Source organism: Modestobacter altitudinis, from assembly GCF_005930475.1.
Classification (GTDB): domain Bacteria; phylum Actinomycetota; class Actinomycetes; order Mycobacteriales; family Geodermatophilaceae; genus Modestobacter; species Modestobacter altitudinis.
In genome coordinates this window covers 1-24,616 of the sequence record NZ_SJEW01000074.1, presented here as the reverse complement: position 1 = coordinate 24,616, position 24,616 = coordinate 1, and the positions used below count along the sequence as shown (strand labels likewise).

20 protein-coding genes, 1 tRNA gene and 1 riboswitch are annotated in these 24,616 nt (G+C 74.7%); of the genes, 10 read left to right on the top strand and 11 right to left on the bottom strand.

The annotated features are described in order from the left end of the window. Positions 1-31: 31 nt before the first annotated feature. From FHL79_RS20850 to FHL79_RS20840, 3 genes are all read right to left on the bottom strand, one after another. Positions 32-1,000, bottom strand: a complete 969-nt coding sequence (locus FHL79_RS20850) for a beta-ketoacyl-ACP synthase III (protein ID WP_138760486.1) — start codon at positions 998-1,000, stop codon at positions 32-34. Next, entirely contained in the window at positions 997-2,196 is a 1,200-nt protein-coding gene (locus FHL79_RS20845; RefSeq protein WP_138760485.1) for an acyltransferase domain-containing protein, read from the bottom strand. The genes FHL79_RS20850 and FHL79_RS20845 overlap by 4 nt, the downstream gene beginning before the upstream one ends. A gap of 162 nt (positions 2,197-2,358) precedes the next feature. Beyond that, positions 2,359-3,543 (bottom strand): PucR family transcriptional regulator, encoded by a 1,185-nt coding sequence (locus FHL79_RS20840; protein ID WP_138760484.1) that lies wholly within the window; start codon positions 3,541-3,543, stop codon positions 2,359-2,361. Positions 3,544-3,587: 44 nt separating this feature from the next. On the opposite strand from FHL79_RS20840, the gene FHL79_RS20835 reads away from it, so the two are divergent. From FHL79_RS20835 to FHL79_RS20825, 3 genes are all read left to right on the top strand, one after another. Next, positions 3,588-4,286, top strand: a complete 699-nt coding sequence (locus FHL79_RS20835) for a phosphatase PAP2 family protein (RefSeq protein ID WP_138760483.1) — start codon at positions 3,588-3,590, stop codon at positions 4,284-4,286. A gap of 88 nt (positions 4,287-4,374) precedes the next feature. Continuing rightward, positions 4,375-4,899: a pirin family protein gene (locus tag FHL79_RS20830; RefSeq protein WP_138760482.1), complete on the top strand. Its 525-nt coding sequence runs from the start codon at positions 4,375-4,377 to the stop codon at positions 4,897-4,899. Positions 4,900-4,976: 77 nt separating this feature from the next. Further along, complete coding sequence (locus FHL79_RS20825) at positions 4,977-6,185, top strand: M20 metallopeptidase family protein (RefSeq protein ID WP_138760481.1); 1,209 nt, start codon at positions 4,977-4,979, stop codon at positions 6,183-6,185. 46 nt (positions 6,186-6,231) lie between these two features. Here FHL79_RS20825 and aceE read toward each other — a convergent pair whose 3' ends face one another. Further along, positions 6,232-9,036, bottom strand: coding sequence for a pyruvate dehydrogenase (acetyl-transferring), homodimeric type (gene aceE, locus FHL79_RS20820; protein ID WP_138760480.1), 2,805 nt, complete (start codon positions 9,034-9,036; stop codon positions 6,232-6,234). Positions 9,037-9,414: 378 nt separating this feature from the next. Here aceE and FHL79_RS20815 point away from each other — a divergent pair, with 378 nt between their 5' ends. From FHL79_RS20815 to FHL79_RS20805, 3 genes are all read left to right on the top strand, one after another. Next, a complete protein-coding gene (locus FHL79_RS20815; RefSeq protein ID WP_026845370.1) occupies positions 9,415-9,840 on the top strand; it encodes a DUF3052 domain-containing protein in 426 nt (141 codons plus the stop codon). Positions 9,841-9,961: 121 nt separating this feature from the next. Then, positions 9,962-10,426: a peroxiredoxin gene (locus tag FHL79_RS20810; RefSeq protein ID WP_138760479.1), complete on the top strand. Its 465-nt coding sequence runs from the start codon at positions 9,962-9,964 to the stop codon at positions 10,424-10,426. 35 nt (positions 10,427-10,461) lie between these two features. After that, positions 10,462-10,536 (top strand) — tRNA-Val (locus FHL79_RS20805). Between the two features lie 79 nt (positions 10,537-10,615). On the opposite strand, the gene FHL79_RS20800 is transcribed toward FHL79_RS20805, so the two are convergent. Further along, on the bottom strand, positions 10,616-11,101 hold the full coding sequence (locus FHL79_RS20800; RefSeq protein ID WP_138760478.1) for a DUF1579 family protein: 486 nt from the start codon (positions 11,099-11,101) through the stop codon (positions 10,616-10,618). Positions 11,102-11,374: 273 nt separating this feature from the next. Between FHL79_RS20800 and FHL79_RS20795 the strand changes: the two genes are divergently transcribed. Further along, the gene (locus FHL79_RS20795; protein WP_138760477.1) at positions 11,375-12,514 is read left to right on the top strand and encodes a serine hydrolase domain-containing protein; all 1,140 of its coding nucleotides are present in this window, start codon (positions 11,375-11,377) and stop codon (positions 12,512-12,514) included. A 74-nt stretch (positions 12,515-12,588) separates the two neighbouring features. Then, the gene (locus tag FHL79_RS20790; RefSeq protein WP_138760476.1) at positions 12,589-13,551 is read left to right on the top strand and encodes an NADPH:quinone oxidoreductase family protein; all 963 of its coding nucleotides are present in this window, start codon (positions 12,589-12,591) and stop codon (positions 13,549-13,551) included. 17 nt (positions 13,552-13,568) lie between these two features. On the opposite strand, the gene FHL79_RS20785 is transcribed toward FHL79_RS20790, so the two are convergent. Next, positions 13,569-14,648, bottom strand: coding sequence for an NAD-dependent epimerase/dehydratase family protein (locus FHL79_RS20785; RefSeq protein WP_138760475.1), 1,080 nt, complete (start codon positions 14,646-14,648; stop codon positions 13,569-13,571). A gap of 141 nt (positions 14,649-14,789) precedes the next feature. Then, complete coding sequence (locus FHL79_RS20780) at positions 14,790-15,137, bottom strand: hypothetical protein (RefSeq protein ID WP_138760474.1); 348 nt, start codon at positions 15,135-15,137, stop codon at positions 14,790-14,792. A gap of 413 nt (positions 15,138-15,550) precedes the next feature. Further along, positions 15,551-15,694, top strand: a riboswitch (cyclic di-AMP (ydaO/yuaA leader). 322 nt (positions 15,695-16,016) lie between these two features. Between FHL79_RS20780 and FHL79_RS20775 the strand changes: the two genes are divergently transcribed. Continuing rightward, positions 16,017-16,466 carry an aggregation-promoting factor C-terminal-like domain-containing protein gene (locus FHL79_RS20775; protein ID WP_246081063.1) on the top strand — a complete coding sequence of 150 codons (450 nt, stop codon included), beginning with the start codon at positions 16,017-16,019 and terminating at the stop codon, positions 16,464-16,466. A gap of 82 nt (positions 16,467-16,548) precedes the next feature. On the opposite strand, the gene FHL79_RS20770 is transcribed toward FHL79_RS20775, so the two are convergent. Further along, the gene (locus FHL79_RS20770) at positions 16,549-17,226 is read right to left on the bottom strand and encodes a slipin family protein (RefSeq protein WP_138760472.1); all 678 of its coding nucleotides are present in this window, start codon (positions 17,224-17,226) and stop codon (positions 16,549-16,551) included. 293 nt (positions 17,227-17,519) lie between these two features. Next, positions 17,520-19,478, bottom strand: coding sequence for an FUSC family protein (locus FHL79_RS20765; RefSeq protein WP_138760471.1), 1,959 nt, complete (start codon positions 19,476-19,478; stop codon positions 17,520-17,522). 73 nt (positions 19,479-19,551) lie between these two features. Here FHL79_RS20765 and FHL79_RS20760 point away from each other — a divergent pair, with 73 nt between their 5' ends. Further along, positions 19,552-23,316: an ABC transporter ATP-binding protein gene (locus FHL79_RS20760; protein ID WP_138760470.1), complete on the top strand. Its 3,765-nt coding sequence runs from the start codon at positions 19,552-19,554 to the stop codon at positions 23,314-23,316. Here the strand turns inward: FHL79_RS20760 and FHL79_RS20755 are convergent. Next, positions 23,313-23,615, bottom strand: a complete 303-nt coding sequence (locus FHL79_RS20755; protein WP_171058267.1) for a beta-propeller fold lactonase family protein — start codon at positions 23,613-23,615, stop codon at positions 23,313-23,315. The genes FHL79_RS20760 and FHL79_RS20755 overlap by 4 nt on opposite strands. 3 nt (positions 23,616-23,618) lie before the next feature. Then, positions 23,619-24,616, bottom strand: a 998-nt coding sequence (locus FHL79_RS20750) for a YncE family protein (protein WP_369333699.1), incomplete at its 5' end; no start/stop codon positions are given.

Below are 24,616 nucleotides of genomic sequence, written 5' to 3'. Positions count from 1 at the left end.
GCCGGGCGGGGAGGCGCACCAGCTCGGCGGCTCATGGCAGCCGGAGCACCTGCCCGGCGAAGGTGAGCCCCGCGCCGTAGCCGAGCACCAGGGCCAGGTCGCCGGACCTGGCCTCGCCGGACTCCAGCAGCGCGGTGAGCGCCAGCGGCACGGAGGCGGCCGAGGTGTTGCCCGAGTGCACGACGTCGCGGGCGACGACGGTGTCCTCGTCGAAGCCGAGCTTCTTGACCATCGACTCGATGATCCGCAGGTTGGCCTGGTGCGGGGCGAAGACGTCGATGTCGGCGGCAGTGACGCCGGCCTTGTCCATCGCCTCGTTGAGGGTCTCGGTGAGCTTGGTCGTCGCCCAGCGGTAGACCGCCTGGCCGGCCATGGTCATCGTGGAGCGCCCGGCGGCGATCTCGATGGCGGTGTACTGGTCGCCGTCGCTGCCCCAGGCGACCGGGCCGATGCCCGGCTCGTCTGAGGGCCCGAGGACGGCGGCGCCCGCGCCGTCGGCGAAGATCACCGCGGTGGTCCGGTCGGTCATGTCGGTGACGTCGGTCAGCCGCTCGACCCCGACCACCAGCACGTTCCGCGCGTCACCGCTGCGGATCGCGTCGGAGGCCACGCCGAGGGCGTAGCAGAACCCGGCGCACCCGGCGTTGAGGTCGAACGCGCCGGGGCGGGGGATGCCCAGCCGGTGCGCGACCTGCGGCCCGATGCCCGGGATCGGCGCGCGCAGGCTCGCGCTGGCGAGGATGACCAGGTCGACCTCGTCGGGAGCCAGGCCGCTCGCCGCCAGGGCCTTGCCACCGGCCGCGCTGGCCATCTCGACCAGTGTCTCGTCCTCGGACGCCCACCGGCGCTCGGCGATGCCGACCCGGGTCTGGATCCACTCGTCGTTGGTGTCCATGGTCTGGGCGAGCTCGTCGTTGGTCACCCGTCGGCGCGGCCGGTAGGCGCCGAGGCCGAGGATCTGCGCGCCGGGTGACCCTGGCCGCATCTTGATGCTGGTCACGAGACCTCCGGGTAGAGACGGGCGATGGGGTCGCCGGCGTCGACGAGGTCGCCGTCCTGGACCAGCCACTCGGCGAGGACGCCGTCGTAGCCGGCCGAGACCTTGACCTCCTCGCGGCGGCTGCGGACGCAGCCGAGCGGGGAGCCGGCCGGCAGGTGGGTGCCCTCGGGCACCTCGGCGGGGCTGACCGTGCCGCGGACGGGGGAGACGACGACCCGCCAGTCGGGGGCGTGCTCGCCCTCCGCCCGGCCCCGCTCGGCGGCGATCAGCTCGCGGGCGCGGTCCAGGTCGGCCGGGCCGGTGAGCGCCAGCACCTCGATGCCGGTGCCCTTCCACTCCCGCTTGGCCAGGCCGGCCAGCGCGCCCGCCGGGGGCAGCTCGAGGACGGCGGTGACCCCGAGGTCGCGCAGGGTGGCCAGGCAGGCGTCGAAGCGCACCGGGCTGGTGACCTGGCTGACCAGCCGGGAGACGACCTCGGCGCCGTCGACGACGGCCGCGCCGTCGGCGTTGGACAGCAGCAGCCGGCTGGGGTCGGCCGGGCGCAGGCCACCGACCAGGCCCTCGAGCTCCTCGCGGGCCGAGGCCATGTAGGAGGTGTGGAAGGCGCCGGCGACCGACAGCGGCACGATCCGCGCCTTGGCCGGCGGGTCGGCCTTCAGCGCGTCCAGGGCCTCCAGGGCGCCGGCGGCCACGACCTGCCCTCCACCGTTGCGGTTGGCCGGGACGAGACCGTGCCGCTCGAGAACCGCGAGCACCTCGTCGGGGTCACCGCCGACGACGGCGGACATGCCGGTCGGGGTCTGCGCGCAGGACCGGGCCATCGCCCGGCCGCGCACCGCGGTCAGCGCGATCGCCGCCTCGACGGAGAGGACGCCGGCCAGCGCGGCGGCGGTGAGCTCGCCGACGCTGTGGCCGGTGAGGACGACGTCCCGGCCGGCGTGGGGGGTGTGCACCACCGGGCCGGGCATCCCGCCGAGCTCACGGGCGATGAACAGGCTCATGGCGACGACGAGCGGCTGGGTCACCGCGGTGTCCTTGATGGCCTCGGCGTCACCGGTCGTGCCGAGCGTCAGCAGGTCGGCGTCGGCGATCGCACCGGCCCACCGGAAGAACGACTCGGCGCCGGGGAGGTCGAGCCACTCGGTGAGCATCCCGGGCTTCTGGGCACCCTGTCCGGGGGCGAGAACGGCAAGCACCTGTTCACCGTGCCAGGCGGAGGGTGCCGCGCGGGATGGGGTGACCCACGAACAACACGGGGGTGTTCTTGGAGGATCCCAACAAAAGGCGGCCCGGCAACTCGACTTGGGACCGCGTGTCGGTGGCGGAGACCACAACAGCGGCCCCGCCCGGAGCGGTCGTCAGTGCCAGAGCGAGCGGTCGCCCTCCAGCTGACCGAGGGCCAGCGCCAGCTGCAGGGTCCACGCCCCGCGGGGGTCGGTGGCCGAGCAGCCGGTGAGCTCCGCTGCCCGCTTCAGCCGGTACCGGACGGTGTTGGTGTGCACGAACAGCGCCCGGGCGGTGGCCTCCAGGTTGCCGCCGTTGCCCAGCACCGTGCGCACCGTCTCCAGCAGGTCGGGTCCGGCGGACTGGAGCGGCATCGCCACCTGCTCGGCCAGGGCGGCGCGGGCCAGCGGGTCGCCGTCCAGGGCGCGCTCGGGCAGCAGGTCCTCGGCCGACACCGGCCGCGGGGCGTCGGGCCACGCGGCGGCAGCGTGCAGGCCGGCGAGCGCGGCGGAGGCGGCCTCCCCGGCGTGCGCCAGCGAGTCGACCCGCGGGCCGACGACGACCGGGCCGGCGCCGAACTCCCGGCACACCCGGGCGGTGGCCGCGGTGAGGTCGGGCCCACCGCCGAGGACGACGACCAGCTCGTGGGCGTGCACCCCCACCAGGACCTCGCAGCCCATCGAGCGCGCGGCCCGCCGGACGGCGGTGCTCGAGTCCTGCTCGCCGGGGGGAGCGGAGCCGACGACCACCACCACCGGCTCGGTCTCCGTCCAGCCGAGTGCGGCGGCCCGGCCGGGGAGCTCCTCGGCGCGGTCACCGCGCACCAGCGCGTCGACGACGAGGGCCTCCAGCCGGGCGTCCCAGGCGCCGCGGTTCTCGGCGTAGCTGGCGTAGACGTGCGCGACGGCGAAGGCGATCTCCCGGCTGAACTGCAGCACGGTCAGCCGCAGCCGGTCGACGTCCCCGGGCTCGGCGACCTGCTCGACCCGGTCCTCGACCACCTCGACGGTCACCTTGACCAGGTCGACCGACCGCCGGAGGGGGAGGGCGTGCATGAGCTCGCGGGGTGCGGCGCCGAACACCTCGCCGGTCAGCCGGGGCGGCCGGCCGGGGTTGCGGCACCACTCGACCAGTGAGGCGATGCCGGCCTGGGCGACGATGGTGACCCAGGAGCGCTGCGCTGCCGGCATCGCGCGGAACCAGGAGAGCTCGTCGTCCATCCGGGCCACCGCCTGGGTGGCCAGGGCACCGGAGGCCCGCTCCAGCCGGCGCAGCGTCGCCTCCGACGGCTGGGTGGCCCCGCGCGCTGCTGCCTGCACGCCTCCAGCGTGTCACGGCGCGTGCGGTCGGGGATCGTGGAGCGGTGCACACCGCCCATCCGGGTCAGACCCGCAACCGCGCTCCCTCCGTCGCCGCCCCGGCCTGGCTGGCGCTCGCCGGGTCCGCAGTGGTGGTCGCGCTGCTGACCTGGGCGGTGACCGCCGGCGTCGCACCGCTGCTGGACACCGACCGGGACGTGGCCGCGGCGCTCTACGCGGGCGACGGCCGGTCGCGCTGGGTCGAGGTGCTGCTCCAGGTGGCCACCGCGCCCGGTCTGTCGGCGACCCGCGCGGTCGTGCTGCTCCCGGTCCTGGCCTGGCTGGTGCTGCGCCGGGCGGGGTGGACGGCGGCCTGGGTGCTCGTCGCCGCTGCCGGCGTCAGCCCGCTCACCACCCTGCTCAAGGACCTGGTCGGCCGGCCGCGGCCACCGTTCGCCGAGGGCGGCGCGAGCTACGGGTCGTTCGGCTTCCCCAGCGGGCACGCCTCGGGGATCGTCGCGCTGGTGACGATCGTGCTGGTCCTGGTCTGGCCGCTGCTCGGGCCACCCGCCCGGCGGACCTGGCTGGCGCTGGGCGCGGCACTGGTGCTGCTGGTCGGGCTCACCCGGCTGTGGCTGGGGGTGCACTACCTCTCCGACGTGCTGGCCGGCTGGGCGCTCGGCCTGGGGTGGACGCTGCTGGTCGCGCTGGCCTTCGGCGCCCTGCCCGGGCACCGCGCCGCCCTGCGCCCGGAGCGGGGATGACGATGGAGGAGGACTCTCTCCTCCCCGCCCCTCGCAGGTTCGAGGCGGGCCCCGGGAGGGGGCCGGCGACGACGGGAGGAGAACTGACGTGCTGACGTCCGACGTCCTGCTCGCCCCCGACGACGGGTCGCTGGGGCCGCTGCTGCGGCTGGCCGACGACCGGCTCGGCCCGGGCGCCGGGTACGGACGGCACCCGCACGCGGCCGTCGACGTCGTGGCGGTGGTGCTGGCCGGCTCGCTCCGGCACGCCTGGGGGCGGGAGGCGGTGCTCGGCCCGGGCGACGTCGCGGTGCTGCGGGCCGGCCGGGGCCTCGAGCACGACGAGGTGGCCGGCACCGGGGGAGCGCACGTCCTGCAGACCTACCTGCGGGCGGCCGAGCCCGCCGGGCAGCCCGCGCACGACGTGCTGCTGCGGCCGACCGGATGGGTGGACCTCGGCCGCGCCGACGCCCGGCTGTGGACCGGCGCGGCGGGGCCGGACGTCCCGCCCGGGCTGCGCGTCGTCGTCCGGGACGGCGACGTCACGACCGCACTCGGCGAGGGACCGGTCCCCGGCGGGGCCCTCGTCTGCGTCTGGCAGCTGGACGCCGCGCGGCCCGCCTGGGCGCGGTGAGGCGCGCGCCGCCTCGACGGACCTACCAGCCCGCCGCGGGTCGTCCCCGCTGACCGCCTTGCCACAGACTGGGCGGCATGCCCGCAGATCCCACCGCCGCTGACCTGCTCGCCGCCGCCCGCGCCGACGCCGCCCGCACCGTCGACCTCCGCCGTCGGCTGCACCGGCAGCCCGAGATCGGCCTGCACCTGCCGAAGACCCAGGCGATCGTGCTGGACGCGTTCGCCGACCTGCCCATCGAGGTGACCACCGGCTCCAGCACCAGCTCGGTGGTCGGGGTGCTCCGCGGTGCCCGCCCCGGTCCGACCTACCTGCTGCGCGGCGACATGGACGCCCTGCCGGTGCACGAGGACACCGGCCTGGACTTCGCCTCCGAGGTGCCCGGCGTGATGCACGCGTGCGGCCACGACACGCACGTCGCGATGCTGCTGGGCGCCGCCCGGCTGCTCAGCGAGCGCCGGGACGCCCTCGCCGGCCAGGTCGTGTTCATGGTCCAGCCGGGCGAGGAGGGGTACCACGGTGCCCGGTTCATGCTGGAGGAGGGACTGCTCGACGCCGTCCCGGAGGCACCGGTGAGCGGGGCGTTCGCGCTGCACGTCTCCACGATGTGGCGCAGCGGCACGATCAACGTCCGGCCCGGCCCGATGATGGCCTCGGCGGACCAGTGGACGGTCACCGTGCACGGCCGCGGCGGGCACGCCTCGACCCCGCACCTGGCCGCCGACCCGGTGCCGGTGGCCGCCGAGATCATCCTGGCGCTGCAGTCGATGGTCACCCGGCGCACCGACGTCTTCGACCCGGCCGTGGTCACCGTCGGGCACCTGGAGGCCGGCCACACCGACAACGTCATCCCGGAGACCGCCCTCGTGCACGGCACGATCCGCACCCTCTCGCCGGAGCGGCGGAACGACGTCCTGGCCTCGGTGCAGCGAGTCGGGGAGCACGTGGCGCTGGCGCACGACATGACCGCGGAGTTCGTGCACGTCGAGGGCTACCCGGTGACGGTCAACGACGCCGACGTCGCCGCCCAGGTGACGGCGACGGCCGCCGCGCTGCTGGGGGAGCAGGCCAGCGCCGTCATGCCGGTGCCGCTGATGGGCGCCGAGGACTTCTCCTACGTGCTCGAGCGGGTGCCCGGCGCGATGGCGTTCCTCGGAGCCTGCCCGCCGGAGCTCGACCCTGCCACCGCACCGGGCAACCACTCCAACCACGTCGTCTTCGACGAGGACGCCCTGCCCAGCGGCGTGGCGTTGTACGTCCAGATGGCGCTGAACGCCCTGGCCTGAACGCAGAACGGCCCGCCCCGTGCAGGGCGGGCCGTTCTGACCGTCGTCAGGTGGCCGGGTGGTCGTCGGTCCGACGCTCCTCCGGAGCCGCCTGCTCGTCGCGCTCCTGGTACTTCTCCAGCGCCTGGCGGACGACGTCGCGGTCGACCTGCCCGCGCGTGGCCAGCGCGGCCAGCGTGCGGACGACGATCGCCTCGGCGTCGACGAGGAAGTGCCTCCGCAGCGCCGGGCGGGTGTCGGAGAGCCCGAACCCGTCGGTGCCCAGGGTGGCCATCCCGCCGGGGACGAAGGGCGCGATGAGGTCCGGGACGGCCTTCATCCAGTCCGACACCGCGACGACCGGGCCCTCGGTGCCGCTCAGCCGCTCGGTGACGAAGGGGACCTTCGGCTCCTCCGCCGGGTGCAGCAGGTTCCACTGGTCGACCTCGAGCGCCTGGCGGCGCAGCTCGGTCCACGAGGTGACCGACCAGACGTCGGCCGACACCCCCCAGTCATTCGCCAGCAGCTCCTGGGCGCGCAACGCCCACGGCACGGCCACACCCGAGGCCAGCACCTGCGCCCTGGGCCCGTCGTCCTGCGGGCCCTCCGCGTAGCGGTACATGCCGGCCAGCAGCCCGGTGACGTCGAGGTCCTCGGGCTCGGCCGGCTGGACGTAGGCCTCGTTGTAGATCGTCAGGTAGTACATGACGTTCGGGTCGCGGTGCCCGCCCAGCGGAGCGCCCGGGTCGTTGCCGTACATCCGAGCCAGGGCGTCCTTGGTGATGTGCCCGACCTCGTAGGAGAACGCCGGGTCGTAGCTGACCACCGCGGGGTTGGTGTCGGCGATCAGCAGCGAGTGGCCGTCCTCGTGCTGCAGGCCCTCACCGTTGAGCGTCGTGCGGCCGGCGGTGGCGCCCAGCAGGAAGCCGCGGGTCATCTGGTCGGCGGCCGCCCAGAACTCGTCGGCGGTGCGCTGGAACCCGAACATCGAGTAGAAGATGTAGATCGGGATCATCGCCTCGCCGTGCGTGGCGTAGGAGGTGCCGGCGGCGATGAACGACGCCGCGGACCCGGCCTCGTTGATCCCCTCGTGCAGGATCTGGCCCTGCGCCGACTCCTTGTAGGCCAGCATCAGCTCGCGGTCGACCGACGTGTAGTTCTGCCCGTGCGGGTTGTAGATCTTCTGCGTCGGGAACAGCGAGTCCATCCCGAAGGTGCGGGCCTCGTCGGGGATGACCGGGACGAAGCGCGGGCCGAGCTCCTTGTCCTTGATCAGCTCCTTGAGCAGCCGGACGAAGGCCATGGTGGTGGCCACCTCCTGCTTGCCCGAGCCGCGCCTGAGGACGTCGAAGGCCTTGTCCTCCGGGGTCTTCAGCGGCTTGTGCTCCGACCGCCGCCGCGGTACCGACCCGCCCAGCTGACGACGCCGCTCGAGCATGTACTGGATCTCGGGGGAGTCGGCGTCCGGCTTGTAGTAGGGCGGCAGCGTCTTGTCCAGCTGCTCGTCCGCGATCGGGATCTGCAGCCGGTCGCGGAAGCCCACCAGGTCCTCGGCGGTGAGCTTCTTCATCTGGTGCGTGGAGTTGCGGCCCTCGAAGTGGCTGCCCAGCGTCCAGCCCTTGATGGTCTTGGCCAGGATGACCGTCGGCTGGCCCTTGTGCTCGGTCGCGGCCTTGTAGGCGGCGTACACCTTGCGGTAGTCGTGGCCACCGCGGGCGAGGTCCCAGACCTCCTTGTCGCTCATCCCCTCGACCAGCTTGCGGGTGCGCGGGTCACGACCGAAGAAGTGCTCGCGGACGAAGGCGCCGTCCTCGGACTTGTAGGTCTGGTAGTCGCCGTCCGGGGTGCTGTTCATCAGGTTGACCAGCGCGCCGTCGCGGTCGGCGGCCAGCAGCTTGTCCCAGCCGCGGCCCCAGACCACCTTGATGACGTTCCAGCCGGCGCCGCGGAAGAAGGACTCCAGCTCCTGGATGACCTTGCCGTTGCCGCGCACCGGGCCGTCGAGGCGCTGCAGGTTGCAGTTGATGACGAACGTGAGGTTGTCCAGCTCCTCGCGCGCGGCCAGCCCGATCGGGCCGAGCGACTCCGGCTCGTCGGTCTCGCCGTCACCGAGGAAGGCCCACACGTGCTGGTCGGAGGTGTCGGCGATGCCGCGGTTGTGCAGGTAGCGGTTGAACCGCGCCTGGTAGATCGCGTTCATCGGGCCGAGGCCCATCGAGACGGTGGGGAACTCCCAGAACTCCGGCGCCAGCCGCGGGTGCGGGTAGGACGGCAGCCCGCCACCGGGGTGGCTGACCTCCTGGCGGAACCCGTCGAGCTGGTTCTCGTCGAGCCGGCCCTCGAGGAAGGCGCGCGCGTAGATGCCGGGCGAGGCGTGACCCTGGAAGTAGATCTGGTCGCCGCCGCCGGGGTGGTCCTTGCCCTTGAAGAAGTGGTTGAAGCCGACCTCGTAGAGCATCGCCGACGACGCGTAGGACGAGATGTGCCCGCCGACGCCGATCCCGGGCCGCTGTGCGCGGTGCACCATGATCGCGGCGTTCCAGCGGATCGCGTGCCGGATCTTCCGCTCCGCGTCCTCGTCGCCGGGGAACCACGGCTCCTGCTCCGGCGGGATGGTGTTGATGTAGTCGGTGCTGCGGAGCGCGGGGACGCCGACCTGCTGCTCTCGGCTGCGCTCGATCATGCGGAGCATCAGGTAGCGCGCGCGGCCGCGGCCGGCGTGGTCGACGACCGCGTCCAGCGAGTCCAGCCACTCCTGGGTCTCGTCGGGGTCGGTGTCCGGGAGTTGGCTGGACCGCCCGTCGGTGATGACCGCGCGAGGGGTTCCTGCGTTGCGGGCGGGGTCCCCGTCCGACTGCTGCGGTGCGCTCATGCCCCCATCGTCTCCTGTCGGAGCGGTCCCCGTCACGCGTACCCCGCTGGAGGTCTCCCGGACGGGACGACGGCGCGGCCGGAGACTGGCCATCGGGCCTTGCGCCTGCCCCGTGATGCCCTACGCTCCGCTCCAACGGTGGCCCCGGAGCGGCGCACCCCCGGGGGACGGGGACGACGCACCGCGGGCCTCTCAGCACCGGTGCGGAGGGGGTCGGTGTGGGCCGATGAGGGGTCCCGGCCAGGCAGGACGGCCCGGGACAGGGCACGATCCCTCCAACACCACCGCCTCGCAGCACACCGCCACGGGGCACCGGACACCGCACACCACCGCACCCGGCACCGACCGGGACGTCGAGCACACGGAGGACGAGCAGGGATGAGCGTCGACTCGGGGAGCACCAGCATGGCTGCCCGGCTGGGGATCAAGCCGGGGATGGTCGTGCAGGAGCTCGGCTGGGACGAGGACGCCGACGAGGACCTGCGCGACTCGGTCGTCGAGCTGTCCGGCGGCGAGATGGTCGACGAGGACTCCGACGAGGTGGCCGACGTCGTCCTGCTGTGGTGGCGCGAGGAGGACGGCGACCTGATCGACGCCCTCGTCGACTCCATCGCCTCGCTCGCCGAGGACGGCGTCGTCTGGCTGCTGGTGCCCAAGTCCGGGCGCCCCGGTCACGTCGAGCCCGGTGACGTCACCGAGGCCGCGCCCACCGCCGGGCTGCAGCAGACGTCGAGCATCTCCGCGGCCAAGGACTGGTCCGGGATCCGGCTCGTCACCCCCAAGGCCGCGCGCTCCCGCCGCTGAGTAAGGACCCGTCCTCCTCACCCTTCGCAAGCTCAGGGCGAGCCTCTGGACGGGGCCGACGGCGGGACCCTGCGAGGGGGCCGGGACGTGCGTGCGGGCGGCCGTGCGGCACGATCGGGGGATGAGCATCTCCGTCGGCGACACCGCGCCCGAGTTCAGCCTCCCCGACCAGGACCGGCAGGTCGTCTCCCTCGCCGGGATGCGCGGAGCCCCGGTGCTGGTGGTCTTCTACCCGTTCGCCTTCTCCGGCATCTGCACCGGTGAGCTGTGCCAGCTCCGCGACGAGCTGGCCACCTACACCGAGGCCGGGGTGCAGGTGGTCGCGATCTCCACCGACCCGGCGTTCAGCCTGAAGGCCTTCCGGGCGCAGGAGGGGTTCGACTTCACGCTGCTGTCGGACTTCTGGCCGCACGGCGCCGTCGCCCAGGCCTACGGGGTGTTCAACGACAAGGCCGGCATGGCGCTGCGCGGGACCTTCCTCGTCGACGCCGAGGGCAAGGTGGCCTTCGCCGAGGTCAACCAGCCCGGCGACGCGCGGGCGCAGTCCGGCTGGAAGGACGCGGTCAGCCAGCTGGCGGCCGCCTAGTCCTGGGCGGCCGGGGCCGACGGCCCCGGCCGCACGGGCGCGTAGCTCAGTGGTAGAGCGCTCGCCTTACAAGCGAGTGGTCGGGGGTTCGAACCCCTCCGCGCCCACCACCCCGGCGAGTGCCGGTCCTGCGACCGGTGCGGAGCACCGAGGTCGAGGTGCCGGGCACCGTCGGCTGCGGTCACCCGCTCACGCTCGCTCGTTAACGCGGGTCGCGGTGGCCTGGTAGCCGCCGCCGGGCCACTCCCACCGTCCGTCGATGGTGCCGGCGTCGCGGTCGATCGTGCCGCTGAACCGCGCCGGGGAGTCCTTGGCGCCGTGCCAGATCGTGAGGTCGTCCCCCTCGATCTGCCAGACGTACTCGAGCGCGAACGAGCAGAACGGACCCGGCCCCTCGTTGCTGAAGAACATCGAGCGCAGCACCTGCTGGGCGTGGTCGTAGCCGATGTACTCGGCTCCCTCGTGTTCGTCGCCGTCCATCGTCGTGGTCTGCACGAGGAAGTGGCGACCGGGGAGCCAGCGCCGGGTCACCGTGCCGGTGAAGGGCGAGCTGCCGTCGAGGTCACGGCCCTCGAGCCGCCAGGTGCCCTCCAGCACGTCGAGCTCGCGGAGCATCGGGTGGGGCGCGGGAGCGCGGGGCCCGCTGTCCTGATCGGTGTGATCGGCCTCGGTCATCACTGCGGTCCCTCCCGGGGGCGGTCGTGGTGGTCAGCAGCTCGGACCCGCGGGCGGGGCGGAACTCATCGCCGTGGGCGACCGAGCCCTCCTCGCGCGCCGGGGATGCGTCGAGCACCCGTCACGGACGTCGCAGGGCCCGTGTGCGACCGGTGCACGCCGAGCGGCCGATGCTGCTGGTCCCCCGGGGCCGCGCGGTCGGGCAGGGGGAGAGGAAGGTGCTGGCGGTAGCTTCCGCCCATGCCAGGTCCGGGACGCGGGGCGCGACGAGGGATGGCCCTGATCGCAGCGCTCGTGATCCCGTCGTCCTCCTGGTGGGGCGCGGCGCCGGCCGTGGCCGACGACCAGCACCCGCCGGCGACCGAGGCGCTGCAGGAGGCACTGGCCGACCTGGTGCAGGAACCGGGCGGACCTCCCGGGGTCCTCGTGACCTTGGGACACGGGCCGCGGCTGTCGGTGCAGACCGCGGGGACCGGCGACCTCACCACCGGTCGGCCGCCGCACGTGGGCGATGCGATGCGCATCGCCAGCGCGGCCAAGGCGTTCAACGCAGCGACCGCGCTGGCGCTGGTCCGGGTCGGGGTCCTGTCGCTCGATGACCGCGTCGGCACCTGGTTGCCCGACCTGCCGCACGCCTGGGCGGACGTGACGCTGCGCGAGCTGCTGGGCCACACCAGCGGCATCCCGGACTTCAGCCGGAGCGAGCGCTTCGTCGCGGCGTTGCTCGAGTCCCTGCAGGTCGCGCCGCCACCTCGGCAGCTCCTGTCCTTCGTCGACGACCCGGCTCTGCGCTTCCCTCCCGGCACGCAGTACGAGTACTCGAACTCCGACAACGTCATCGTGGCCCTGATGATCGAGTCGGCCACCGGCCGCAGTTACGAGACCGCGCTCGAGCGGGCGGTCCTCGCCCCGGCCGGCCTGGTCGACACCTCCCTCCCCGACGGACCGGAGATGCCGACGCCGCACCTCCCCGGCCACGACGTGTCGGAGCAGCCGCCGGAGGACGTCACCACCCTGGTGGCCGCGGGGTGGAGCTGGGCCTCGGGCGGGATCGTCTCGACGCCGGCCGACCTCGCGCGCTTCATCGGCGCGGACGTGCGAGGCGCCTTCACCGACGCCGCCACGCGAGCAGAGCAGTTCCGGTTCAGGCCGGGGTCCTCGGAGCCACCCGGGCCCGGCGAGAACTCCGCCGGGCTGGGGCTCTTCCGGTACGACACCCGCTGCGGCACCGTCTACGGGCACACCGGCAACACGCTCGGCTACACTCAGTTCGCCGCCGCGACCGAGGACGGGCGACGGACCGTCACCGTGTCGGTCAACGCCCAGATCACCCCGAGCACCGCTCCCGAGCGGTTCGAGGACCTGCGGCACGTTCTCGAGCTGGCCGTCTGCGCTGCCCTGCCCTCGGAGTGAGTCCGGGTGGACGAGGAGCGCCGGCGGAGGCCTGCGATCTGGTGGGCCACCTCGTGATCGCTCGGGCGTGAGCCGTGCGTGCTGCAGTGATCACGGCGCTCACCGGGCCGGATGCCGTGCGGGTCCAGGAGCGGCCGGAGCCCGTGCCGGAGTCGCACCAGGTGCTCATCGACGTCGAGTACGCCGGTGTCACCTTCCCGGACGTGCTGCAGACCCGCGGGGAGTACCAGCGGCGTCCGGACCTGCCGTTCACTCCCGGGTGGGAGGTGTCGGGGGTGGTGCGGGCCGATGCCGGTGACCTCCGCGCCGGTGACCGGGTGGCGGCGATGCCGGTCACCGGTGGCCTCGCCGAGAGCGTCGCGGTCGACCGGCACATGGTGTTCCCGCTGCCCGACGGCCTGCCGTTCGACAAGGCCGCTGCACTGCCGCTGAACTACCTGACGGCACACTTCGCGCTGACCCGCCGCGCGCAGCTGACGAGGGGCGAGACCGTGCTGGTGCACGGCGCCGGCGGGGGCCTCGGCAGCGCAGCCTGCCAGCTGGCCGCGGCATACGGCGCGCGGGTGATCGCGGTCGTGTCGACCCCGGAGAAGGAGGAGGTCGCCCGGCGGGCCGGAGCGCACGACGCGGTGCCGGTGGACGGCTTCCGCGATGCGGTCGGCCGGCTGACCGGGGGCCGCGGGGTGGACGTGGTCGTGGACCCGGTCGGCGGTGACCGGTTCACCGACTCGCTGCGTTCGCTGGCCCGGGAGGGCCGGCTGCTCGTCCTCGGCTTCACCGGTGGTGAGATCCCCACCGTCACCGTCAACCGGCTGCTGCTGACCAACACCTCCGTGCTGGGCGTGGCCTCGGCCGAGTTCTGGTCCGACGAACCCGGCCACCCCGCCCGGCAGTGGCGTGACCTGGTGCCGCTGATCGGGTCTGGCGCGATCGACCCGCCGCTCGGCCCGGTCTTCCCGCTGGAGGACGCCGCCGCGGCGATCCGGGAGCTGGACGAGCGCCGGGCCGTCGGCAGGGTGCTCGTCCGAGCGCGCTGACGGGCAGGACCGCCGGCTCAGCCGGTGCGTTCGAGCATCGACCGCAGGGCCTCCCGCCCGGAGTGGCGGGGACGCCACCCGAGCTGCTCCTTGGCTTTCGTGGTGTCCATGATCGCCGGGTGGGTCGCGGCCTCGACCCACTCCGCCGCAGCCGGCAGGAACGGCAGCCGGGAGACCACCCGCGCGGTCAGCCGAGCCGGCCCACCCGGCACCGGCAACGCGATCGCCCCGTACTCCCGGGCCACGTCGGCCGTGCTGAGCACGCCGTCGCCGGCGATGTTGTACGCCCCCGGCGGTCCGGAGCCGAGCACGCAGCGCACCAGCGCCTGGCCGACGTCGTCCTCGTGCACCAGCTGCAGCGGGAGGTCGGCCACCACGACGGGGACAGGGACCGGCAGCCGCCGGTTGGCCGCGTCCGCCAGCAGCCGCCCGAGCGGGGCGAGCCGGCCGGGCAGCAGGTCCTTGGCACCCAACGAGTGCGGCCCCACCACCAGGGACGGCCGCAGCAGGAACAGCGCGAGGTCGGGGTGGGACGAGGCCTCCGCGCCCAGCCGGTGCTCGAGCTCGGCCTTCTCCTGCGCGTAGAACAGCCGAGCGGCCGGACGTACCGGCCAGTCCTCGGTCATGCCGACCGGGTTGTCCCGGTGGAAGCCGTAGGCGGCGACGGACGAGGCGTGCACGAACCGGTGGGCACCGGCCCCCGCCGCCGCGCGGAAGACGTTGAGCGTGCCCTCGACGTTGATCGCGCGGGTGGCCTCCCGCCCTGCGGTACCGGTGACCAGGAACGCCAGGTGGACCACGACGTCGACGCCCTCGAAGGCGGCGCGCAGGGAGTCCGGGTCGCGGACGTCGCCCCGCCGGTAGTCCATCTTCGTCCAGCCCCGCTCGGCCGGGTCGAACGGACGCCGTGCGATCCCGACGATCCGGGTGATCCGGTCGTCGGCCTGCAGCAGCGGGACCAGCCCGGCCCCGAAGGTGCCGGTCGGGCCGGTGACCGCGACGGTCAGCTCGTTCTGCCGTCGGTCCCCGCCGCCCGGCCCGTCCTCGGCGGCCAGGCCCCGGGGACCGGCCATCTGCTTCCCGCGGCCCGGGCTCACCGCTGCACCGCCGGGTGGGCGGACTGCCGGGGGCTGGTTGCCCGGACGTCGACGTCCGGCTGGCCGGGGGCGGGGATCCCGAGGGTCATGGACGTCGGGTACCCGGGAGGAGCCGAGCCATCCATCGCGCTGCCCGACGAGTCACAGCCGGGCCGTTCCGCGCCCACCGCGGCGCGCGGACGGCAGCACCGGCCGGGACTCGCGCCACCAGGCGAAGACCCGCTGCGCCTCCACGGCGTCCTCCGGCGGTTCACCGGCGGGCGCCAGGACGGCCGTCAGGTCCGGCTCCCCGTTCAGCTGGCACAGGTCGAAGACCCCGCCGAGGACGTGCCGGTCGTACCAGTGCAGGTGGCCGAACGGGCTCAGCTCGCCGTACCGGACCGTCTGGCCGTGGACCGCCGCCATGATGAGCAGGGCGCGGGCCCGGTGCACCTCGCGGCTCAGCCACGCCTCGTCCGGCCGACGTGTCGGCCCGAGCATCACCGCCATGACCAGCCCCTCCGGTCGTCGGTGGACGGTGACAGGGGCGTCACGGGGGAGGGCGTCAGGGCACGCGTGGTCATCGCGGCGGTCCGCTCCTGCTCGGGGTGAGCGATCGGGGAGAGACCAGTCGCCGGCGACGACTGGCGCGGGTCACCCGCGGGCAGCGGGGTCGCCTCCAGAGTGGTCCGATCTGCGACACGCCGTCAAGACGACGCCCGGATCCCGGGCGTGTCCGTCTCGGCGCACGACTCCGGTGGCCTCGGTGTCGTCGCTCGGGCAGTGACACGCCCGGCGGACGCCCGACGCGCGTGGCGACCAGCAGATCTCTCCAGATACCGGCTCCCGACTTGTGCGGAACCGCCCAGTCTCCTAACTTTTCCGCGTCCGGCCGGGTTCGCTCTCCTCACCCGGGGAGCCCGCGCCGGATGCCGCCGAATCGCACCCGCGAGCCGGGGACCCACCGCACCTGGGGTGAATCCCGCCGCCGAGCTCCGCTCGGGGCGGGTAGGGCTCTCCCCGCCCGAACCCGTCAGCTGACCTGGTAGGCGGCCATGGGAGAACGGAGAACCACTCCACACGTGCGCCCACGGGGCCTCGCGATGTCCGCGAGCGACCCCGGATCCGGGCGCCGCGCGTCCCGCCCCCGCAGGTAGCCGGGGCGGTCATCGCCCGTCGCCCGCACCCGGGCGGCACCGGACCGGCCGGCACGGAGTTGCCGCCCGTCGGTGCCGCACGCCCGGGCTCGTCCCACACCCCCTGCGCGGGTGACTGCGCCAGGTCCAGCTCCGGTCTGGCCGCAGGCACCCGTGTCCCCGTCGACCGCCTTGGTCGATGACGGCTGCCGTCCCGAGGACGGCGGCCGCACCTCACCGTCGAGGAGTTCCCATGACCCACGCCCCCTCCCAGCTCGAACCCCAGGTCGCCGACCGGTTGTCGCCGGCACGCGGCGTCCGCCGGCACGCGCTGCACCGCGTCGCCGCCGTCCTCGCGCTCTGCGTCGCCTTCGCCTTCGCTGGTCAGTCGGTGGCCCAGGCGGCGCCCGGCGTGCAGGCCTACCAGGCCTACGCGCTCGGGAAGCTCGGCGGGAACACCACCCAGTCCGCCTGCCTCAACCAGCTCTGGCAGAAGGAGAGCGGCTGGAACCCCAACGCGCAGAACCCGTCGAGCACCGCCTACGGCATCCCGCAGTTCCTCAACTCCACCTGGGCCGGCACCGGGATCGCCAAGACCTCGGACCCGTACCGGCAGATCGATGCGGGCCTGGTCTACATCCAGAAGCGCTACGGCACCCCGTGCAAGGCCTGGGCCTTCTGGCAGTCGCACAAGTGGTACTGATCGACTGAGGAGGGGGTGCGGGGACCTCCGCACCCCCTCCCGCCGATCGTCGGTTCCCCGTCGGGCATGACCGTGCCGGCGCTCAGCCGGCCGGACGGACGCCGAGCTCGGGGATCGGGCCGGTGGTCAGCACCACCGTCGCGCCGCCGGCCTCGACCGCCTGCAGCGTCCGCAGTTGCAGCAGCGCCGGCTGCTCGACGACCATCCGCGCCGCGTTCGCCAGCGCCCGGGTCGCCGCCACCTCCGAGCGCGCACGCTCCAGGGCCGCCTGGCCCTGCGCCCGCGCAGCGGCCACCTCGGCCGCGGCCCGCCGCAGCTCGGCCGGCACCATCACGTCCCGGACGGCGACGTCCTCGACGGCGACCCCCACACCTGCCGCCCGCGCCGTCACCGGCTCGCGCAGCGCGGCCGGCAGCGACTGCCGGTCGGTGAGCAGCTCGTCGAGCGTGCGGCCGGCGACCACCTCGCGCAGCGCCACCTGCAGCGCCGCGTAGACGAAGCCATCCGCGTCCTCGACCGCCTCGTGCCAGCGCCGCGGGTCGGCGGTCCGGCAGGTCGCGAGCAGGCTCATCCTCACGGTGAGCCCGTCGGCGGTGAGCACCTCCTGGCCTGGGACGACGAGCAGCCGCGGGCGGACGGCGACGTGGACGAACCGCTGCCGCCGGCGGGCCCGCCGGTGCCTGCCCGGCTCGAGCACCTCGACGAAGCGGCCGTCCCGGTAGACCAGGACCCGCTCCCACTCAGCGGCGACGATGCGCACGCCCCTCCCTCCTCCCTGCCGCTCCGATGACCTGCCCGCCGGGGCGACCGGCCGGTGCGGAGCCGGGCACGGACGGGGGGCACCGAGGTGTCGCAGACCGGCCGCACCGGGGTGACCGCGCACCGGACGGCCTGGGGAGTCGAACCCCGGACGGTCCGCAGACGTCTGCCCTGACATGGCGTGCCCGGAGCCGATCCGCAGGACCTGCGACGGCGATGCCGTCCGGCTGCCGACCCCGGGCGAGGAGGAACGGTAGGTGTTCCTCCACTCGCCTGGCCAGCGGTTTCCCGGGGTCAGTCGTCGGCGCCGCGGACGCCGACCCGCCGACCCGGCGTCGTCTCGCGCACCAGCCGACGCGCGGCGTCGACCTCCCGGGCGACCGGCGCCAGCACCCCCTCGGCGTCGATCTCGGCGTCGTCGGGCACCCGGTGCTCGCGCAGGTCCTCTTCGAGTCCCCGCACGGCCCGACGCAGCACGGCGACCTGGGCGGGCTCGGGCACCGGCTCGCCCGCGCGCATCGCGATGACCGCCTCGGTGACGGCGTCCGACGTCCGCTCCAGCTGCACGATGACCGGCCACCACGCCGCTGCCCGGGTGCTGATCGGCGGCGGCTCGGCCAGCCGCCGCTGCAACTGCGTCTGCAGCTCGGTCAGCGCCCGGTAGCTTGCCCGCCGGGCGCGGCGGGTCTCCACCGGGCCCTCGTCGAATGCCGCCTCGATGAACCGGTCCAGCGCCAGCGCCGCGCCGCGCAGCGCGTCGTCCAGCGGCGCGCGCCAGGTCTGCGGCCAGAGCAGGTAGCCGAACACGAGCACGATGCCGCAGCCGATCAGGGTGTCCACCAGCCGGGCGCCCACCAGCTGCGCGCCGCTGGGGGTGGCCAGGTCCAGCAGCAGGATGATGAACGGGGTCTGGAACACCGAGAACAGGCCGAAGTTGCCGTTGCGCGCCCAGGGCAGCGCGGCGGCCGAGATCGCCAGGGGGAGCAGCACCCAGGCGTCCCGGGACAGGAAGGTGAGCAGCAGCGAGCCGATGAGGACGCCGAGCAGCGTGCCCGCGCCGCGCTGCACGGCCCGGGTGAACACCGATCCGTAGTCGGGCTTGAGCACGATCGCCACGGTGAGCAGCACCCAGTAGGGGCGCTCGATGGGCAGCAGCTGGCGGGCCACCTCGGCGACGGTCATGCACAGGGTCAGCCGGACGACGAAGGCGCGGGAGTCGGCGTTGCCGATCGTCTTGTCCTGCAGGTCGTGCAGCCGCAGGCGCCAGTCCGGCTCGGTCGGCTCGACCGCCGCCTGGGCGCGCTCCTCGGGGTCGCCCACGACGTTCCACACCAGCCGGATGCCGTGCCGCACGGCCCGGCGTGGTGCCGGGCCCTCCTCGACCCGGGCCGGCCGCTCGCCGAGCACCGCGCGGCGCTGGGTGACCGCGGTCGCCAGGGCCCGTGCCGCGCCGACGTCCCGGGAGTCGGCCGGCACCCCGCCGCGGGCGCTGGCCACGGCGGCCTCCACCAGCGGTGCCGCGGAGTTCAGCACCCCGGCGAGCTCGCCGAGTTCTTTGCTGCGCCCGGCCGACCTGCTGCGGGTGTGGATGACCCGGTCGTAGCCCTCGTTGAGCGCGGTGGCCAGGTCACGGCGGGCGTCCTCGGCGCGGTCGGTGCCGATCGCCTCCAGCAGGTCGGCCACCTTGGTGAACACCGCACCCACCGAGGCCCGGTCGGGGTCGAGCGGTTCGGCGCGGGACTGCACCAGCACGGCGAGGGCAGCCCAGGCTGCGCCGGCCAGGAAGCAGCCGACCTCGGCCAGCGGCGACAGCGACGTGACCAGCCCGGAGGAGATCGCGGTGTAGACCAGCAGCTGCAGCGCCCCGAGCGAGTACGCCGCGCTGATCGAGCTGATCAGGGCCGACAGCGCGGACACCACGGCGATCAGCACCACCGGCAGCCACCCGCCGCCGGTCAGCCCGTGCCCGACGACGAGGCCGACCCCGCCGAGCAGCGAAGCGGCGGCCACCCGGCGCATCCGGGAGCGCAGCGGACCGGACTGCGGCGCGAGCGTGGCGGCCAGCGACCCCATCGTGGCGAACACCCCGGCGCCCATCGCGCTGCCGGCGAGGCCGCCGACGGCCAGGGCGGCGGCCAGCGGGGCGGGGACGACGACGGCGAACCGGACGACGTCCCGCCAGGGCACCGCGGGTCGGCTGGTGCGGACCAGCTCCTCCAGCCAGGCCGGCGCCCGCAACCCCCGCTCCGCCACGTCTGCAACCCTGCCATCCGCGACTGTCGGCAGCTCGTCGCACACTGGACGGCGTGCCGATCCCCGACGCCGCGTGACGGCGACCGCCGAGTACGCCGCGGGCACCCGCGGCCGCCCCGCGGCCCCGCCGCCCGAGGGTGGCTGGCTCAAGCGGCTGATCGGCTACTGCCTGCGCCACCGCGGGGACCTGGTCGGCGCGTTCGCCGCCGCGCTGGTCGGCTCGGTCATCGCCGCGGTGGCGCCGCTGCTGACCCGGGCGGTCGTCGACCGGGTGGTGGACGCCAGCGGGTCGGGCCGGGCGGCCGACATCACCCCGTTCGTCGTCGCCCTGGTGCTGGCCGGCGTGCTGCGCTTCGCCGCCGGGTTCGTCCGCCGGTACCTGGCCGGCCGGCTCTCCCTCGACGTCCAGTTCGACCTGCGCAACGACCTGGCGACGGCGCTGTCCCGGCTGGACGGGCCGGCGCAGGACCGGCTGCAGACCGGGCAGACGGTCAGCCGGGCGATCAGCGACGTCACGCTGGTGCAGGGGTTGCTGGCCTTCCTGCCCAACCTGACCGGCAACGCGCTGCTGTTCGTCGTCTCCCTCGGGGTGATGGCCTGGCTGTCGCCGCTGCTCACCGTGGTGGCGCTGGCGGTCGGCCCGGCGCTGTGGTGGCTGGGCCTGCGCTCCCGGCGCGACCTGTTCCCGGCCAACTGGGCCGCGCAGCAGCAGGCCGGGGCGGTCGCCGGGGACGTCGAGGCGGCGGTCACCGGCGTCCGCGTGGTGAAGGGCTTCGGTCAGGAGGACCGCGAGCTGGACCGGGTCGACGAGGGCGCCCGGCGGCTGTTCGGCGCCCGGATGCGGGTGGTCCGGTTCACCTCGCGCTACAACCCGCTGCTGCAGGCGATCCCGGCGCTGGGCCAGGTCGGGGTGCTGGCGCTCGGCGGCTGGCTGGCGCTGCGCGGGTCGATCACGCTGGGCACCTTCCTGGCCTTCGCGACCTACCTGGCCACGCTGGTGTCACCGGTGCGCCAGCTCGCCGCCGTGCTGACCATCGGGCAGCAGGCCCGCGCCGGCGTCGAGCGGGTGCTCGAGGTCATCGACGCGCGGCCGACGCTGGTGTCGGGCACCGGCGCGCTCCCCGAGGGGCCGCTGACCGTCGAGCTGGACGACGTCACCTTCGGCCACTCGCCGGACCGGCCGGTGCTCACCGGCGTCTCGCTGCGGGTGGAGCCGGGGGAGACCCTGGCGCTGATCGGCACCGCGGGGTCGGGCAAGTCCAGCGTGGTCACCCTGCTGCCGCGGTTCTACGACGTCTCCGCCGGCAGGGTGCGGATCGGCGGCAGCGACGTCCGGGACCTGGACACCCACCAGCTGCGGGCGGCGCTGGGCGTGGTGTTCGAGGACAGCTTCCTGTTCTCCGACACCGTGCGGGCCAACATCGCCTTCGGCCGCCCGGACGCCGGGGACGACGAGGTGCGCGCCGCTGCCCGCGCCGCCCAGGCCGACGGCTTCATCAGCGAGCTGCCCGACGGTTACGACACCGTCGTCGGTGAGCAGGGGCTGACCCTGTCCGGCGGGCAGCGGCAGCGGGTCGCGCTCGCCCGGGCGCTGCTGGTCGACCCGCGGGTGCTGGTGCTCGACGACGCGACCTCCGCCGTCGACGCGGCCGTGGAGGCCCGGATCCACGAGGCGCTGCGCGAGGAGGTGGTCGGCCGGACGACGCTGCTGGTGGCCCACCGCCGGTCGACGCTGGCGCTGGCCGACCGGGTCGCCGTCCTGGACGCCGGCCGGGTGGTCGACGTCGGCACCGCGGCGGAGCTGGAGGCGCGCTCGCCGCTGTACCGGCTGCTGCTCTCCGGTGCCGACGGCGAGCTGCCGCCGGTGGAGCAGGAGCTGCCGCCCGGCGGGACCACGCCGGCGGCCTGGCCCGAGGCCGAGCCCGACGAGGCGGAGGACGCCGGCCCCTCCCGCGCTGCGGCCGCCTCCATCGGCGGGCGGGGCGCGGCGATGGCGGCCGCTGCGCCGACCGCGGCGCTGCGGGCGCTGGTCGACCGCCTCCCGCCCGCGGACGAGGAACCCGACGTGCCCGCCGAGCGGGCCCGCGCCGCGGACCGGGCGTTCACGCTGGAGCGACTGCTCCGGCCGTTCCGCTGGCCGCTGGCCGCCGCCCTCGTCCTGGTCGCGGCCGACACCGCGGCGCAGCTGGCCATCCCCGCCCTGGTGCGCCAGGGCGTCGACGACGGCATCGCCCAGCGCTCGCTGTCCTACCTGCTCGGCATCGCCGGGATCGCGCTGGCCGTCGTGCTCGCCGACTTCGCCGTGGCCCGCGGCGCGGCCTGGCTGACCGGCCGGACCGGTGAGCGGCTGCTCTACACGCTGCGGGTGAAGACCTTCGCCCAGCTGCAGCGGCTCGGCCTGGACTACTACGAGCGCGAGCTCGGCGGCCGGATCATGACCCGGATGACGACGGACGTCGACGCGCTGTCGGCGTTCCTGCAGACCGGGTTGACCACGGCGGTGGTCAGCGTGCTCACCCTGGTCGGGGTGCTGGTCGCGCTGGTCCTGTTCGACGGCGAGCTGGCCCTGGTGCTGGTGGCGACCCTGCCGGTGCTGGCCGTGGCCACGGTCTGGTTCCGGTCCCGCTCGGTGCCGGCCTACACCGAGGCGCGGGAGCGGGTCAGCGCGGTCAACGCCCGGCTGCAGGAGGACGTCGCCGGGGTGCGGGTGACCCAGGCGTTCAACCGCTCCGAGCACTCGACCGCCGTCTTCCAGGGCTACGCCCGGCGCTACCGCGACGTCCGGCTGCGGGCCCAGCGCTACATCTCGATCTACTTCCCGTTCGTCGAGTTCCTCTCCGAGGTCGCCGCGGCCGCGGTGCTCGCCGTCGGGGCCGCCCGGCTCACCTCGGGCAGCATCACCGCCGGCGTGCTGATCGCCTTCGTGCTGTACGTGGACACCTTCTTCTCCCCGGTGCAGCAGCTGTCCCAGGTGTTCGACAGCTACCAGCAGGCCTCGGTCGGGCTGCGCCGGCTCCGGGACCTGCTCCGCACACCGGAGTCGACGCCGGCCGCCGCCGACCCCCGGCCGGTCGGCCGGCTGCGGGGCGAGGTGCGGCTGGCCGACGTCACCTTCGCGTATCACGGTGCCCCCACCCCGGCGCTGCGCGACGTCTCGCTCACCGTCGCACCCGGGGAGACGGTGGCGCTGGTGGGGGAGACCGGGGCCGGGAAGTCGACGGTGGTCAAGCTGGTCGCCCGGTTCTACGACCCGACGTCCGGCGCGGTCTGCGTCGACGGCGCCGACCTGCGCTCGGTGGACCTGCTGCAGTACCGGCACCGGCTGGGGGTCGTGCCGCAGGAGGCGTACCTGTTCGCCGGCTCGGTGCGCGACGCGATCGCCTACGGCCGGCCCGAGGCCACCGACGCCGACGTCGAGGCGGCGGCGCGGGCGGTCGGCGCGCACGACATGGTCGCCGGGCTGCCGCGTGGCTACCGGACGCGGGTGGGGGAGCGGGGGCGGGCGCTCTCGGCCGGCCAGCGGCAGCTGCTCGCACTGGCCCGCGCGGAGCTGGTCGACCCCGACGTCCTGCTGTTCGACGAGGCGACGGCGTCGCTGGACCTGGCCACCGAGGCCGCCGTCACCCGGGCGGCCGACGCGGTGGCGCGCCGCCGGACGACGCTCGTGGTGGCGCACCGGCTGACCACCGCCGCCCGGGCCGACCGGGTCGCGGTGCTCGCGCACGGCCGGGTGGTCGAGGTCGGGCCGCACGCCGAGCTGCTGGCCGCCGGCGGTGCCTACGCGGCGTTGTGGGCGGCGTTCACCGCCGACGAGGACGCCGACCCGCTGATGGACTAGACCGCCGTGATGTCCAGGACCCGGACGGTGCCGTCACCGAGGTTGGTGACGAAGGCCTGCCGGCCGTCGGGCAGCACGGAGATGCTGGACGGTGAGGTGCCGGTCGGGATCCGCGCCGTCACGACGTGGGTGGCCGTGTCGACGACGTCGACCGTGCCGGCGTCGACGTTGGCGGTGTACAGGTGCCGGCCGTCGGGGGCGTAGGTGACGTCTTGGGGGCGGAGCCCGATGTCGACCGTGGCGACCACGGCGTTGGTGGCCGTGTCGATCACCGAGGGCGTGTTGCTCTCGTAGTTCACCACCTACACGCGCGTGCCGTCCGGGGAGACGGCGAGGCTGTGCGGTGCCCTGCCGACGGGGATCTCGGCGACGAGCCCGTTGGTGGCCGAGTCGAACACGGTGACCACGCCGGACTCGTGGTCGGCGGTGTAGAACAACGCGCCGTCGTTGCTGAACACCACCCAGTGCGGGTTCGGCGGCGTCGGGACCTCGCCGACGACCTCGCCGCTGGTGGTGTCCACGATGTCGACGCGTCCCTCGTCGTGGCTGGGCACGTAGAGCAGGCGGCCGTCCGGGGTGGTCGCCGGGGCGAAGGGGCGCTGCCCCACCGGCACGGTCCGGACCACCTCGTTCGTCGCGGTGTCCAGGAACACCACGACGTTGACCGAGTGGTCCTTGGTGAAGACGGTGACGTAGGCGGTCCTCCCGTCGGGGGAGAAGGTGATGAACTGCGGCGGGCCGGCCCCGATGGCGATGGTCGCGGTCACTGCCGCCAGGGCGGTGTCGAACACGGTGACCACCCGCGCCTCGCGGTTGGCGATGTAGGCGAAGCGTCCGTTCGGGGCGACCTGGACGTAACCGGGGGTGGCGCCGACCGGGACGACGGGGCCCGCCGTCGGGATCGGGACGCTGGCCGCGATCTCCGGCGGTGGCGGGCTCTGCGCGGCCGTGGGCTGCGCGGCGGTGCCGCCGCTGCCGTTGCCGCTGGAGCCGTCGGACCGGAGGAACACCACGCTGACCAGGACGAGGGCGGCCACCACGGCGGCGACGACGGCCATCAGCGCCAGCGTGCGGGCCCGCCGCCGACCGGGACCGCGGGACGAGCGCCCCTGCCGCCGACCGGCACCGGGTGGGGGAGGGGATCCGGTCCCGCCACCGTCGTCGGCGCTGCTGCCGGTCCGCGGCCCGGCGAAGGGAGGCGTGGCGCCCACCGGTGCCGGGAGCTGGTCGACCGAGCGGTGCCCGCCGGTCCCTGCGGCGATGCCCAGGGCGGCGACCGGCGGGGGCGGCACGACGTGGG